At 50.7% G+C, this 14,756-nt stretch carries 13 protein-coding genes; 12 read left to right on the forward strand and 1 reads right to left on the reverse strand.

All coding sequences use genetic code 11. The annotated features are described in order from the left end of the window. The first annotated feature begins 167 nt into the window (after window positions 1-167). The 7 genes from plsX (at window position 168) to DXB70_RS05095 (ending at window position 9,688) form a co-directional block, all read left to right on the forward strand. Window positions 168-1,157: a phosphate acyltransferase PlsX gene (gene plsX, locus DXB70_RS05065; protein ID WP_118672793.1), complete on the forward strand. Its 990-nt coding sequence runs from the start codon at window positions 168-170 to the stop codon at window positions 1,155-1,157. Between the two features lie 101 nt (window positions 1,158-1,258). Next, window positions 1,259-1,489 (forward strand): acyl carrier protein, encoded by a 231-nt coding sequence (gene acpP, locus DXB70_RS05070; protein ID WP_106999769.1) that lies wholly within the window; start codon window positions 1,259-1,261, stop codon window positions 1,487-1,489. 185 nt (window positions 1,490-1,674) lie between these two features. Further along, window positions 1,675-2,367, forward strand: a complete 693-nt coding sequence (gene rnc / locus DXB70_RS05075) for a ribonuclease III (RefSeq protein WP_117795762.1) — start codon at window positions 1,675-1,677, stop codon at window positions 2,365-2,367. A gap of 2 nt (window positions 2,368-2,369) precedes the next feature. Next, window positions 2,370-5,951 (forward strand): chromosome segregation protein SMC, encoded by a 3,582-nt coding sequence (smc, locus tag DXB70_RS05080; RefSeq protein WP_118672794.1) that lies wholly within the window; start codon window positions 2,370-2,372, stop codon window positions 5,949-5,951. A gap of 40 nt (window positions 5,952-5,991) precedes the next feature. Beyond that, complete coding sequence (gene ftsY / locus DXB70_RS05085) at window positions 5,992-6,942, forward strand: signal recognition particle-docking protein FtsY (RefSeq protein ID WP_118672795.1); 951 nt, start codon at window positions 5,992-5,994, stop codon at window positions 6,940-6,942. 166 nt (window positions 6,943-7,108) lie between these two features. Beyond that, the gene (gene ilvA, locus DXB70_RS05090; protein ID WP_118672796.1) at window positions 7,109-8,386 is read left to right on the forward strand and encodes a threonine ammonia-lyase; all 1,278 of its coding nucleotides are present in this window, start codon (window positions 7,109-7,111) and stop codon (window positions 8,384-8,386) included. Between the two features lie 48 nt (window positions 8,387-8,434). Beyond that, window positions 8,435-9,688: a chloride channel protein gene (locus tag DXB70_RS05095; RefSeq protein ID WP_118467603.1), complete on the forward strand. Its 1,254-nt coding sequence runs from the start codon at window positions 8,435-8,437 to the stop codon at window positions 9,686-9,688. A gap of 128 nt (window positions 9,689-9,816) precedes the next feature. Here DXB70_RS05095 and DXB70_RS05100 read toward each other — a convergent pair whose 3' ends face one another. Next, entirely contained in the window at window positions 9,817-10,110 is a 294-nt protein-coding gene (locus DXB70_RS05100; protein ID WP_022360458.1) for a helix-turn-helix transcriptional regulator, read from the reverse strand. A gap of 527 nt (window positions 10,111-10,637) precedes the next feature. Here DXB70_RS05100 and pyrH point away from each other — a divergent pair. The 5 genes from pyrH to DXB70_RS05125 all read left to right on the forward strand — a co-directional run bounded on the left by pyrH (window position 10,638) and on the right by DXB70_RS05125 (window position 14,756). Continuing rightward, window positions 10,638-11,339 (forward strand): UMP kinase, encoded by a 702-nt coding sequence (gene pyrH / locus DXB70_RS05105; RefSeq protein WP_106999774.1) that lies wholly within the window; start codon window positions 10,638-10,640, stop codon window positions 11,337-11,339. Window positions 11,340-11,352: 13 nt separating this feature from the next. Continuing rightward, a complete protein-coding gene (frr, locus tag DXB70_RS05110; RefSeq protein ID WP_022360460.1) occupies window positions 11,353-11,907 on the forward strand; it encodes a ribosome recycling factor in 555 nt (184 codons plus the stop codon). A 125-nt stretch (window positions 11,908-12,032) separates the two neighbouring features. Then, a complete protein-coding gene (locus DXB70_RS05115) occupies window positions 12,033-12,758 on the forward strand; it encodes an isoprenyl transferase (RefSeq protein ID WP_118672797.1) in 726 nt (241 codons plus the stop codon). A gap of 12 nt (window positions 12,759-12,770) precedes the next feature. Next, a complete protein-coding gene (locus tag DXB70_RS05120; protein WP_106999776.1) occupies window positions 12,771-13,571 on the forward strand; it encodes a phosphatidate cytidylyltransferase in 801 nt (266 codons plus the stop codon). A 42-nt stretch (window positions 13,572-13,613) separates the two neighbouring features. Beyond that, window positions 13,614-14,756 carry a 1-deoxy-D-xylulose-5-phosphate reductoisomerase gene (locus DXB70_RS05125; RefSeq protein ID WP_022360463.1) on the forward strand — a complete coding sequence of 381 codons (1,143 nt, stop codon included), beginning with the start codon at window positions 13,614-13,616 and terminating at the stop codon, window positions 14,754-14,756.

Genomic DNA, 14,756 nt, shown 5'->3' on the forward strand with positions numbered 1-14,756 from the left:
TGATCTCTAGTATAGTAAAGATTGATGTAATGTGGCTGTGGACAATAAAAAGCGGGACAGCTGCAGCGTGACGATGAAAGAGCGATTCGTTCGGACCACATATGCCGCAGTGGCGGAAGACAGGTTTGGTATGTGTATCGTTATAAATTATAGAAGGAGAACACGCAATGGTTAAGATAGCAGTAGATGCCATGGGGGGCGACAACGCACCGGGTGAGATCGTGGCAGGTGCCGTGATGGCAGCCCAGTCGAGGGAAGATATTCAGATTTTCCTGATCGGCAAGGAAGAAGTCGTATCAGAAGAATTAAAAAAGCATACATATAAGAAAGAACAGATCGAGGTTGTCAATGCGACTGAGGTCATCGAGACGGAGGAACCGCCGGTCAATGCGATCCGCACGAAGAAAGATTCGTCCATCGTGGTCGGCATGAATATGGTCCGCAGGGGTGAGGCGGATGCATTCTGTTCCGCGGGCAGCTCCGGCGCGATTCTGGTCGGCGGACAGGTGATCGTCGGCAGAATCAAGGGCGTTGAACGTCCGCCACTGGCTCCATTGATTCCGATAGAAAAGGGCGTATCCCTGCTGATCGACTGCGGCGCCAATGTCGATGCAAGACCGTCCCATCTGGTACAGTTTGCAAAGATGGGCTCCATCTACATGGAACACGTGGTTGGCATCAAGAATCCGCGTGTGGCGATCGTCAACATCGGTGCGGAGGAAGAGAAGGGCAATGCGCTGGTGAAAGAGACATTCCCGCTCTTAAAAGAATGTAAGGACATCAATTTCATCGGCAGCATCGAGGCACGCGAGATTCCGCACGGCGGCGCGGATGTCATCGTTTCTGAGGCATTTGTCGGAAATGTCATCTTGAAACTCTATGAAGGTGTTGGTGCAACCCTGATTTCCATGGTAAAACAGGGCATGATGACGAGCCTGCGCTCAAAGATCGGCGCATTGCTTGTAAAACCGGCGTTAAAGACGACGCTCAAAGCATTCGATGCGAGCCAGTACGGCGGCGCACCGCTTCTGGGATTGAAGGGGCTGGTTGTCAAGACGCACGGAAATTCCAAGCGCATCGAGGTGTGCAATTCGATTCTTCAGTGTGTGACCTTTAAAGAGCAGGCGATTAATGAAAAGATCAAGGAAAGTCTGTGAAACTTTCGTGAAATTATAAAATGTAGCGAAAAAACGATATGTTTTTAATCAATCTAGAATTCTAAATATTTTAAAATAAGTTCATAGAAAGGAAGAAAATTATGGAATTTGAAAAATTACAGAACATTATCGCGGAGGTACTGAATGTTGAAGCAGATGAAATTACGTTAAATACGACGTTTGTGGATGATCTGGGCGCTGATTCGCTGGATATTTTTCAGATTATCATGGGAATCGAGGAGGCGTTTGATATCGAAATTCCGACTGAGGAGGCAGAAAAGATTGTATCTGTGGGCGATGCAGTAGAGCAGATCAAGAACGCACTGAACTAATTCAATGTTTGTTAAAAAGTTATAGAGAAGTCTGTCAGGCAAAGGGGCTGGGCGGGCTGCCGAAGGGCAGGATCGCGACAGCTCCTTTCCAAAAAGAACGGATGTTTGACTCTGGCTCACAGACACAAATAGCAATGATTGCCGGAATCAGTCAGCAGCAGGACAGGCTGGAAAGAGAGAAATATATGGAGTATACATTAAATAAATTGGAAAAACGGATTGGCTATTCGTTTCAGGACAAGAAGCTTCTGGAACATGCGATGATACACAGTTCGTATGCCAATGAGCACCATCTTGGAAAACTGGGATGCAACGAGCGTCTTGAATTTTTAGGCGACGCGGTGCTGGAAGTGGTATCGAGTGATTTCCTGTTCCGCACGTTTCCGGAGATGCCGGAGGGCGATATGACAAAGACACGTGCGAGTCTGGTCTGCGAGCCGACCCTTGCATTCTGCGCACAGGAGATCGATCTGGGTGGATTTTTGCTGCTTGGAAAAGGCGAGGATGCGACCGGCGGACGGGGGCGCGATTCGGTGGTGTCGGATGCGATGGAGGCACTGATCGGTGCGATTTATCTGGACGGTGGTTTTGCTAATGCAAAAGAGTTTATTCATCGATTTATTCTCAACGATATGGAACACAAAAAGCTCTTTTATGATAGCAAGACTATCTTGCAGGAGATTGTGCAGGGACACACGGACGAGACACTTACATATGTTCTTCTGAAAGAAGAAGGACCGGACCACAACAAGAGTTTCGAAGTGTCTGCAATGCTGGGTGATCAGGAGATCGGCCGCGGCATCGGACGGACGAAAAAATCAGCGGAACAGCGTGCGGCGTACCGTGGGATCCTCACTATCAGAAAACTGCAGGAGTAGGTATGTATTTAAAGAGTATTGAGATACAGGGTTTTAAGTCATTTGCCAATAAAATTCTGTTTGAGTTCCACAACGGAATCACGGGCATCGTCGGGCCAAACGGCAGCGGCAAGAGCAATGTCGCCGATGCAGTGCGCTGGGTGCTCGGTGAGCAGAGAAGCAGGCAGCTGCGCGGCGGCACGATGCAGGACGTTATTTTTGCTGGTACGGAGCTTCGAAAACCGCAAGGATTTGCCTACGTGGCGATCACACTGGATAATGCCGATCACAAACTTCCGATTGAGTACGATGAAGTCACGGTTTCAAGACGTCTTTACCGTTCTGGTGAGAGTGAATATAAGATTAATGGAACGAGCTGCCGTCTAAAAGATATCAACGAGCTCTTTTACGATACGGGTATCGGTAAAGAGGGATATTCCATCATCGGACAGGGGCAGATTGATCAGATTTTAAGCGGGCGGCCGGAGGAACGGCGCGAGCTGTTTGACGAGGCGGCTGGAATCGTGAAATTCAAGCGGCGCAAGGCGATCGCACAGAAGAAGCTGGAAGATGAAAAACAGAACCTGATCCGCGTGACGGATATTTTGTCCGAGCTGGAAAAACAGGTAGGACCGTTGGAACGGCAGTCGGAGGAGGCGAAGGAGTATCTGCGTCTGCGGGAAGAGCTGCGCTGCCTGGACGCCAACCTGTTTTTGGCAGAATCGGAGGAATTGAAGCGCCAGATCCGGGAAGTGGAGCAGAAGGAGATGATTCTGACCGGCGATCAGGAGAGTGTGCGGGCGGAATCGGAGACACTGAAATCGGAGTACGAATTGCTCGGAACCGAGCTGGATGCGCTGGATGCGGCGATTGCCGCGGATCGTGAGGCGTGCAGCCGGGAAGACCTGGAACGCCAGGAGAAGACCGGACGGATCGGAGTTCTCAGAGAGCAGATCCGGACGGAGCAGATGAACGAAGAACATATCCGTAGCCGGATGGCGTCGATCGACGGCGAAATGCATCAGAAAGAGGAAGAACAGGCGGAATATGAGTCTGAAAAACAGGCATTAAATGCATCGGTGCAGACGATCGAAGCAAAACAGCAGGAGGCGGAGGCAGCAGTCCGTTCGATGGACGAGGCGGTCAGCCGGACGGAAACCTTGATCGAGACGGCAAAAGCCGAGATCATGGACGCTCTGAACCAGAAAGCGGAACTTGCCGCCCGCCGTCAGCGCTATGAGACGATGCTGGAGCAGGCGGATGTGCGCCGGGCGGAAGTGACGCAGAAGCTTTTGAAATTCAAGAGCGATGAGTCGGTTCAGGAAGAGCAGAAAAAAGAAGAAGAAGCCAAATTAGGGAAGGTGCGGGAATGTCTGGAAGCGTTTTCGGCGCAGGAAAAATCGCTGCAGGAGCAGACGCGCACGGAGGAAGAACAGGAACGCCGCCTGAACCAGAAACTTTCGAGCCTTCAGCAGGATTACCACACGAACCGGACAAAGCTGGAATCGATGCGGAATCTGGCGGAGCGCTACGAGGGCTACGGCGGCAGTATCCGCCGCGTGATGGAAGTCAGGAACTGCGTTCCGGGTATTCATGGCGTTGTGGCGGATTTGATCAGCACGACGAAGAAATATGAGACGGCGATCGAGACGGCACTTGGCGGCAGCATCCAGAACATTGTGACGGATTCAGAGGAGACGGCGAAACGCCTGATTGAACATCTGAAAAAGAACCGGTATGGCCGTGCGACGTTTCTGCCGCTGACCAGCATGGAACGTCGCCAGAGTTTTGGACAGCCGGGGGCGCTGAAAGAAATGGGGGTTCTTGGACTGGCAAGCGAACTGGTCTCTGCGGATGAGAAATACAGCGGGCTGGTGTCCTATCTGCTGGGACGCGTGGTCGTGGTGGATCAGATCGATCATGCGATTGCGCTGGCAAAGAAATACCGGTATTCTCTCCGGATCGTGACGCTGGACGGCGAGCTTTTAAGCCCTGGCGGTTCGATGACCGGTGGTGCATTCAAGAACAGCAGCAATCTGCTGGGACGCCGCCGTGAGATCGAAGAACTGGAAGCTGCCTGCAAAAAGGCATTGGAACAGGTGGAAGCGGTACAGAAGGAGCTGGCAGAGACAGGGCGCAGGCTGACGGAAGCGAAGAGAACACTGGCATCCGTCCAGGAGAGGCGCCAGCAGATGCAGATCCAGCAGAATACGTTGGAACTGACGATCTGCCAGTTAGAGGCGAGACGGCAGGAGATTGCAGATTCCTCGCAGGATCTGTCTTCAGAAAATCAGGAACTCGAACTGCAGGTAGGCGATCTGCGCGGGGCGCTGCGGGAGCTGCAGACCGAAGAGACGAAGCTTGAAACGCTAAGCAATGAGAAGAACCAGTACGTGGAAGAGCAGCAGACGGGTCTTGATACGGCGAAAAAGCAGCGTGGGGAAGCGGCGGCAGCCCTTTCGGAGATACAGCTTGGGTATTCCCAGGCGGAGCAGAAAGGCGCGTTTATCGAGGAAAATCTGCGCCGTGTATTGCAGGAGCAGGAACGTCTCCGGGCAGAGAAAGAGAAACTTTCCGGCGGTCACGCGGACAGCAGCGAGACGATCGCTGCCAGAGAGCGAGAGATTGCAGCGCTGGAAGCCGAGATACAGGCGTCCGGGGACAAGCGGACGCAGATGGAACTGGTAATCCAGAACAAGCAGCGTGAGAAGGAAGAAAAGGCGGGGCGGCAGAAAACTTTCTTTGATAAAAAGGAAGAGCTGAACGAACGTCTCCAGCTTTTAGACCGCGAGAACTTCCGTCTCCAGAATCAGAGAGAACGCCTGAATGAGCGCCTGGAGTCGCAGGTCGATTATATGTGGAGTGAGTATGAGCTTACGTATTCGCGCGCGGAAGAGCTGCGGAAGGAAGAGTTGACCTCGATTCCAGAAATGAAGCGGTCGATCAATGGGAAAAAGATGGAGATCCGCGCCCTTGGGAATGTCAATGTCAACGCGATCGAGGACTACAAGGAGATATCCGGTCGCTACGAATTTATGAAAAACCAGCATGAAGATCTGGTAGCGGCACAGGCGGCGCTGGAAAAAATTATCGAGGAGCTCGATGAAGGAATGCGGCGTCAGTTCAGGGAAAAATTTGGTGAGATCCGCCGCGAGTTTGATAAAGTATTTAAGGAATTATTCGGAGGCGGAACGGGTACGCTGGAGCTGTCGCAGGAAGAAGATATTCTGGAGGCAGGCATCCAGATTATTTCACAGCCGCCGGGCAAAAAACTGCAGAATATGATGCAGCTCTCCGGTGGGGAGAAAGCATTGACGGCGATCGCGCTGCTTTTTGCAATTCAGAACTTAAAACCGTCGCCATTCTGCCTGCTTGATGAGATTGAGGCGGCACTCGACGATTCCAACGTAGACCGGTTTGCCGGGTACCTGCATAAGCTGACGCGCTACACGCAGTTTATTGTCATCACCCACCGAAGAGGCACGATGGTGTCGGCAGACCGCCTGTACGGTATCACGATGCAGGAAAAAGGTGTGTCCACGCTGGTATCGGTCAGCCTGATCGAGGCGCAGATGGAGCGGGAAGAGAAAAAAGCAGAATTATAATTGCAAAAAAGAGAGCAGAAATAGAAAGGGAGGCGCAGGCATGGGAGAGAAGAAAAGGGGTTTTTTCAGCCGTCTGGTAGAAGGGCTGACGAAGACGAGAGATTCCATCGTAAGCGGAATTGATTCCGTATTCAGCGGTTTTTCCGCGATCGATGATGATTTCTACGAGGAGATCGAAGAAACGCTTATCATGGGCGATCTGGGTATCCAGACGACGATGGCGATCGTCGAGGATCTCCGGAAAAAGGTAAAAGAAAACCACATCAAGGATCCGGCAGAGTGCAAGGATCTTCTGATTGCCAGCATCAAAGAGCAGATGGATCTGGGCGAAAATGCTTACGAATTTGAGAACCGCAAGTCGGTTGTGCTGGTGATCGGCGTCAACGGCGTCGGCAAGACGACCTCGGTCGGCAAGCTGGCAGGTCAGTTAAAGGATCAGGGCAAGAAGGTCATTCTGGCGGCGGCGGATACATTCCGTGCGGCAGCGATTGAGCAGCTGACGGAGTGGGCAGGACGCGCGGGCGTTGATCTGATCGCCCAGCAGGAAGGTTCTGATCCGGCAGCTGTTATCTACGATGCGATCGCGGCGGCAAAATCAAGAAATGCCGATGTGCTGATCTGCGACACGGCAGGTCGTCTGCATAACAAGAAAAACCTGATGGAAGAGCTAAAGAAGATCAACCGGATCATCGACAAAGAATATCCGGACGCCTACCGTGAGACATTGGTTGTCCTTGACGGAACCACCGGTCAGAACGCGCTTGCACAGGCAAAACAGTTTATGGAGGTGGCGGATATCACCGGCATCATCCTGACGAAGCTGGATGGCACGGCAAAGGGCGGTATCGCGGTTGCGATCCAGTCCGAGCTTGGTATTCCGGTTAAGTACGTCGGAATCGGCGAGAAGATTGACGATTTACAGAAATTCGATGCGAATGATTTCGTCAATGCACTGTTTAAGAGAAATGAAGCATTGACAGAGAATGAATAAAGCTAAAAATAGCTGAGCATGCCACGGCTGAAACTGGTTTGGCGGAGAACAAATCTGCTTAAGCCGTAGATTCAGATAGAGAGGATACACCCGGCAGACTGTCTGGTCAGAGAACCGGCAAAAGCAGGGCGCATTCTGAGAAATACGGATAAATGGAGGAAAGACAATGAGTGAGACAATAAAGGAAGAGACAGCAGAGGCAGTACAGGATGAGCCGCAGGGATTGACGCTGGAGAAATTCGAAGAAGCAACTGAGGTTGTCAGCAAGGTTATTTCCGAGACAAAACTGGTTTACAGTGAATATTTTTCGAATTTGACCGGCAATAAAGTATATTTAAAACCGGAAAATATGCAGTATACAGGTGCTTACAAGGTAAGAGGTGCATTTTATAAGATCAGCACCCTGAGTGATGAGGAGAAACAGCGCGGTCTGATCACCGCATCGGCTGGAAACCATGCACAGGGCGTTGCATACGCGGCAAAACTGGCTGGCTGCAAGGCAACGGTTGTTATGCCGACGACCACGCCGCTCATGAAGGTAAACCGTACCAGAAGCTATGGCGCAGAGGTGGTTCTTCACGGCGATGTATTCGATGAGGCGCTGGCATATGCAAATGAGCTGGCAGCGGAGCACGGATATACCTTTATCCATCCCTTCAACGATCTGGACGTAGCCACCGGTCAGGGAACCATCGCCATGGAGATCATCAAAGAGCTTCCGACTGTTGATTATATTCTGGTTCCGATTGGCGGCGGCGGACTCTGTACCGGTGTTGCAACGCTGGCAAAACTGCTGAATCCGAAGATCAAAGTGATCGGTGTAGAACCGGCAGGCGCAAACTGTATGCAGGAATCCCTGAAAGAAGGAAAAGTAGTGACTCTCCCGAGCGTCAACACAATCGCGGATGGTACTGCCGTTAAACGCCCGGGCGATCTGCTGTTCCCGTACATCCAGATCAATGTGGATGATATCATCACCATCGGGGATTCCGAGCTGATCGTGGCATTCCTTGATATGGTAGAAAACCACAAGATGATCGTTGAGAACTCCGGTCTTCTGACTGTGGCTGCTTTGAAACACCTGAATGTGAAGAAGAAAAAAGTCGTATCCATCCTGAGCGGCGGCAACATGGACGTGATCACAATGGCATCCATCGTACAGCATGGTCTGATCCAGAGAGACCGCGTATTTACCGTATCGGTACTGCTGCCGGATAAGCCAGGAGAGCTTGCAAAGGTTGCAAATCTGATGGCAGCGGAGCAGGGCAATGTCATCAAACTGGAGCACAACCAGTTTGTCAGCATCAACCGCAACGCAGCAGTGGAGCTGCGGATCACCGTTGAGGCGTTTGGTACGGATCACAAGAATAAGATAGTGGAAGCACTCAAGGAAGCAGGCTACCGTCCGAAGCTGGTAAAATCCAAAAATATCTATGATGTCTAAGATGGAAATGAAAAGCAGTGTGGATAGAGCAGACAGGGGAGAGTTGAAATGAAGCGGGAGAAATATGAGCCGGTGTTAAAAAATATTTCCTATTTTATAAAATGGGTGGAAGGCGCGATTGTGATTGGAATTGTGAGCGGCTGCATCGGCACGGCATTTGGAAAATGTGTCCTATGGGTGTCGGCATTCTTTCAAAGCCACCCGTGGATGGTCTTTCTGCTGCCGCTTACCGGTCTTCTGGTTCTGGGTGTTTACCATGTGCTGGGAGAGAGTAATAACCGGGGCACAAATATGGTGATCGAATCGATCTATTCGAACACAGAGATCAGTTTTGCGACTGCCCCGGCAGTCTTTGCAGGAACACTTCTGACGCACCTGGGCGGTGGTTCTGCCGGACGGGAGGGCGCGGCGCTGCAGATGGGAGGAAGCATCGGAACCCAGATCGGAAAATGGCTGAAATTTGATGAGAAAGATAAGAAAATTGCGGTCATGTGCGGCATGAGCGGTGTGTTTGCCGCCTTGTTTGGCACACCGATGGCGGCGGCGATCTTTTCGATGGAGGTTATCAGCATCGGCGTTATGTACTATGCAGCGCTGGTTCCATGTGTCTTTTCTGCCTTTACGGCGGCGGCGCTGGCGAGGTTCTGGGGACTGATGCCGGAGCAGTTTGCGATTGGTGCGGTTCCTGCGTGGAGTATTGAAACAGCGATCGTGGCTGTCGGTCTGGCGGCTGGCTGCGCGCTGGTGTCGGAGCTTTTCTGCATCACGCTTCACACAACGGAACATCTCTACAAAAAATATCTTCCATCGCCGGTCTGGCGGATTCTATCCGGCGCGGCGATTGTGATTGTTTTGACGCTTCTGACCGGTTCGACCCGCTACAACGGAAGCGGCGTCTCCCTGATTGAAAAATGTTTCGAGGGCGAGGGACTTCCATGGGATTTCCTGATGAAAATTCTCTTTACGACGGTTACGCTGGAGGCAGGCTTCAAGGGAGGCGAGATCGTGCCGACCCTGACGATCGGTGCGGCGTTTGGCAGTTTCTTTGCATTTCTCTTTGGACAGCCGGTCGGTCTTATGACCGCCTGCGGTATGCTGGGACTCTTTGTGGGAGTCACAAACTGCCCGATCTCAACGCTTCTGCTGGGCTTTGAGCTTTTTGGCTATGAGGCGATGCCGTTTTTCGTGCTGGTGATTGCAGTCAGCTTTAGTTTCTCTGGTTATTACAGCCTGTATGCGAGTCAGAAATTTATCTACTCGAAGACGAGGACGGAGTTTATTAACCGGAAGACGAATAAATAGGTGGAAAATGCTCACCATAATTTTGATTTTTTACTTTTGAATACCACAAAAAGGGTTCCAATTTATCTTTGGAACCCTAAAATGTCATGCTTTAAAGAAATTCATGAATCTACGTGCTCTATCATGATTTATTCATGAAAATCCTGCGGTTTCTCATCACGGAAATCGAGCAGGGCGCGCGGTGCAACCTGCAGAACACCTGCAATATCAAAGAGACTCTCTAAGGAAAGACTCGTTTTCATGTTCGGTGCCTCGATGTTGGATATATGAGTCCGGCTTAAATCGGTCGCCTCTGCTAAAGCCATCTGGCTCATGCCGCGGAGTTTGCGGTAATAAGCGATGTTGAGACCTATCTGACGGTAATATTTTTCATAACGGTTTGTCTGCTGCTTGTTAATTTGTTTTTGATCGATTGCTGTCATATTTTTCAAGTGCCTCCCCGATCCGAAAGAATCATGCGTTATTGTTATTTCAGAGATAATAAATAATTACAACTGATATAACTATTGTAGCTGGAAATTGATTTTTATCAAACAATATAATGATTCAAATTTGCAATGTTATAAAATGCATATCCAATAAAACAATGCACATACATGGATTGCACCTAGGAAGGCTGTTAAATAATGCACAGAAAAAGATTGCAGAGGATAAGTGCAGATAAATAATGAGAAACTGGGGGCAGAATGAGAGCGGCGGGAAAAGGTGAAATAGAAAAAAAGTAAAACGGGCGCTAAAATTCGAGAAAAAATGAAAAATAGGGCGAAGAATCCGTATACAGAAAGGCGTTTGGGGAAAATGATGAAAGGATGCACAGGATTTACGAAAATTCTATCGCACATTCGGATTTTTTGTGGTAGAATATCTTTGATAAGGTGACGCAGCTTTTTACGGTCATCACAGATAAAATGTACATCAGAACGTACATATAGACAGGGAGAACCGAATTATGGAATTAAAGCGGGTATTACTGAAGCTGAGCGGAGAAGCGCTGGCAGGCGACAAGAAAACCGGGTTTGATGAAGCAACGGTCAAGGAAGTAGCCAGACAGGTTAAGACGGCGGTCGATGACGGAATCGAAGTAGGTATCGTGATCGGCGGCGGAAACTTCTGGAGAGGCCGCCAGAGCAATGCAATCGATCGGACCAAGGCGGATCAGATCGGAATGCTGGCAACGGTCATGAACTGTATTTACGTGTCGGAGATCTTCCGGAGCGAGGGTATGATGACACAGATTCTGACACCATTTGAGTGCGGTTCCATGACGAAGCTGTTTTCAAAGGACAGAGCCAATAAATATTTCTCAAAGGGTATGGTCGTATTTTTTGCAGGTGGTACAGGCCATCCGTATTTCTCAACTGATACCGGCGTAGCGCTGCGTGCGATTGAGATGGATGCAGACTGCATTCTTCTGGCCAAGGCGATCGACGGCGTCTATGACAGCGATCCGAAGATCAACCCGGATGCAAAGAAGTATGATACGATCACGATTCAGGAGGTGATCGATAAGCAGCTGGCGGTCGTAGACCTCACAGCTTCCATCATGTGTATGGAAAATCACGTTCCGATGGCAGTATTCAGCCTGAATGAAAAAGACGGAATTGTAAATGCAATGCGCGGAAAAATTAACGGTACAGTGGTTACCGCATAACTAGGAGGATTTTATGCAGGAGAGATTAAAAGTTTACGAAGAGAAGATGAATAAGTCCTATGACGCACTGCTGAATGAGTATACATCCATTCGTGCTGGACGTGCGAACCCGCATGTACTGGACAAAATCAAGGTAGATTACTACGGCGCACCGACCCCGTTACAGCAGGTGGCAAATATCTCTGTACCGGAGCCGCGTATGATTCTGATCCAGCCGTGGGAGAAGAAGCTCATTAAGGACATCGAGAAAGCGATCCTGACTTCCGATCTGGGTATCAACCCGAACAACGATGGAAGTGCAGTCCGCCTGATTTTCCCGGAGCTTACTGAGGAACGCCGTAAAGATCTGGCAAAGGATGTTAAGAAAAAGGGCGAGGGCGCGAAGGTTGCAGTCCGCAATATCCGCCGTGATGCAAACGACCTGTTAAAGAAGCTGGAAAAAGGCGGCGAGATCACCGAGGATGAGCTGGCAGATGGCGAGGATCAGATCCAGAAGCTGACTGACAAGATGATCGCAAAGGTTGATAAAGCAGTAGAAGAAAAAACAGCTGAGATCATGACTGTATAAAAATACAATAGAGTTTAAATGTAAAAATCAGGCTGCCTCAAGCAGGGCTGGCCGGCATTGCAGATGCGGATGGCCGGCTGGTCCTGTTTTCTGGCTATTAAGGGAATATTATGGAGGAAAACTGGATGGAAAGGGACATCGAAAACCTGGTAATTCCGCAGCATGTCGCCCTCATTCTGGATGGCAACGGCAGATGGGCGAAGAAGAGAGGTCTCCCGAGAACCGCAGGTCATAAACAGGGGTGTGTGACGGTTGAACAGACGGTTGAGGATGCAGCGAGACTGGGAATCCGTTATCTGACGGTATATGGTTTTTCAACGGAAAACTGGAAACGTTCTGCTGAAGAAGTAGGGGCGCTGATGCAGCTCTTCCGTTTTTATCTGAAACGGCTTTTAAAGATTGCCAAGAAAAATAATGTAAGAGTCAAAATGATCGGCGACCGCACGCGCTTTGACCGTGATATCATCGAGGGCATCAACCGTCTGGAAGACGAGACGGCGGCAAACACGGGCATGACCTTTGTGATCGCAGTCAACTACGGCGGCAGAGATGAGATTACGCGTGCGGTGCGCCATATGATGATGGACTGTCAGGACGGAAAGCTGGTGCCGGAGGACGTGACAGAGCAGACCGTTGCGTCCTATTTAGATACGGCGGGCATCCCGGATCCGGATCTTCTGATCCGCACCAGCGGCGAGATCCGCCTGTCCAATTATCTGCTGTGGCAGCTTGCCTACAGTGAGATTTATATCACGGACTGCCTGTGGCCGGATTTCAACCGCGACGAGCTTATAAAGGCAATTGAGCAGTTCAATCAAAGAGACAGACGCTTTGGCGGAGTCAAGGCATAAGGAGGAGTTGCCATGTTCAGAACGAGGCTGATAAGCGGGATTGTGCTTGTAGCACTCGCGATTTTACTGGTTACAAAGGGCGGTGTCCTTCTGTACTGTGTGACCGCCGCGATCTCCCTGATCGGTATGTTTGAGCTTTACCGGGTTATGGGGATTGAGAAAAAAGCGCCGGGCATCGCCGGGTATCTGGCGTGTCTGGGATATTATGGGCTGGTGTGGTTTGAAGGGCAGCATTATGTGACGCTGCTTGCGATTGCAGCCCTGATGGTGCTGATGAGCATTTACGTGTTCACGTTTCCGAAATATGGGACCGAGCAGATTACAGTAGCATTTTTCGGCATTTTTTATCTGGGAATTATGCTTTCCTACCTGTATCAGGTGCGGGCAATGGCGGACGGAAAATACCTTGTTTGGCTGATCTTTTTAAGCTCCTGGGGCTGTGACACCTGCGCATACTGCGCGGGAATGCTCCTTGGAAAACACCGTCTGGCACCGGTTTTAAGCCCGAAAAAATCGATCGAGGGCGCCGTCGGCGGTGTGGTCGGATCGGCTCTGTTAGGCTGCATTTATGCGTATTTCTTCGGTGCGAAGATGGACGAGGTCAGCAATCCGATGGTGGCATGCGCGGTGGCGTGTGCGATTGCGGCGGTCATTTCCCAGATCGGGGATCTGGCGGCGTCGGCGATCAAGCGGAACCACAATGTCAAGGATTACGGAAACCTGATTCCGGGACACGGCGGCGTGCTGGATCGGTTCGACAGCATGATTTTTACGGCACCGGCGATTTATTTTGCACTGACGTTTTTACGATAAAACGAAAGCATGTATGAAAATACAGAAACAGGAGAATAAGAAATGAAAAAAATTGCGATACTTGGATCAACCGGATCGATCGGAACACAGACATTGGAAGTGGTCCGGGCGAATAAAGATATAGAAGTAACGGCTTTGGCGGCTGGAAGCAATATTGATCTTCTGGAGAAACAGATCCGGGAGTTCTCTCCGAAGATCGCGGCGGTCTGGAACGAGGAAAAAGCAAAAGAACTGAAAGACCGTGTGCGCGATCTGGATATCCGTGTCGAGAGCGGCATGGATGGACTTCTCGCAGTGGCAACGGAGCTGGGTGCGGAGATTGTGGTGACAGCGGTAGTCGGAATGATCGGTATCCGCCCGACGATCGCAGCGATGAATGCTGGAAAAGATATTGCACTTGCAAACAAAGAGACCCTGGTAACGGCCGGGCATATCATTATGTCGCTGGCAAAGGAGAAGCATGTCCGCATTCTGCCGGTGGACAGCGAGCACAGCGCGATTTTCCAGAGTTTGAACGGTGAGACGGGAAATAAGATCCACAAGATTCTCCTGACAGCGTCTGGCGGACCGTTCCGCGGATGGACGAGAGAGCAGATGAAAGGTGTTCAGGTCGAAGATGCGCTGAAACATCCGAACTGGACGATGGGGCGCAAGATCACGATCGACAGTTCCACGATGGTAAACAAAGGTCTGGAAGTTATGGAGGCAAGATGGCTCTTTGGCGTGGAGATGGATCAGGTGCAGGTGGTTGTGCAGCCGCAGAGTGTGATTCATTCAATGGTAGAATACGAGGACGGCGCGGTGATAGCGCAGCTCGGCACGCCGGATATGAAGCTTCCGATCCAGTATGCGCTGTATTATCCGGAACGCCGCTTCCTGGCGGGCGACCGGCTGGATTTTGCAAAGCTGGCACAGATTACCTTTGAAGCGCCGGATTTTGAGAATTTCCACGGACTTTCCCTGGCATACAAAGCCGGACGGCGCGGCGGCACGCTTCCGACCGTGTTCAACGCGGCAAATGAGCGGGCAGTCCAGAAATTCCTCGATCGCGAGATCGGATATCTGACCATCACTGATATGATTGAGGCGGCGATGGAACACCACACCGTGAAAGAGAATCCGACGGTCGAAGAGATTCTGGCAGCAGAACAGGAAACCTATGATTTTATAGAGAGCAGGTGGTAG

The organism is Clostridium sp. OM05-5BH, assembly GCF_003481505.1.
Classification (GTDB): Bacteria; Bacillota; Clostridia; order Lachnospirales; family Lachnospiraceae; genus Otoolea; species Otoolea fessa.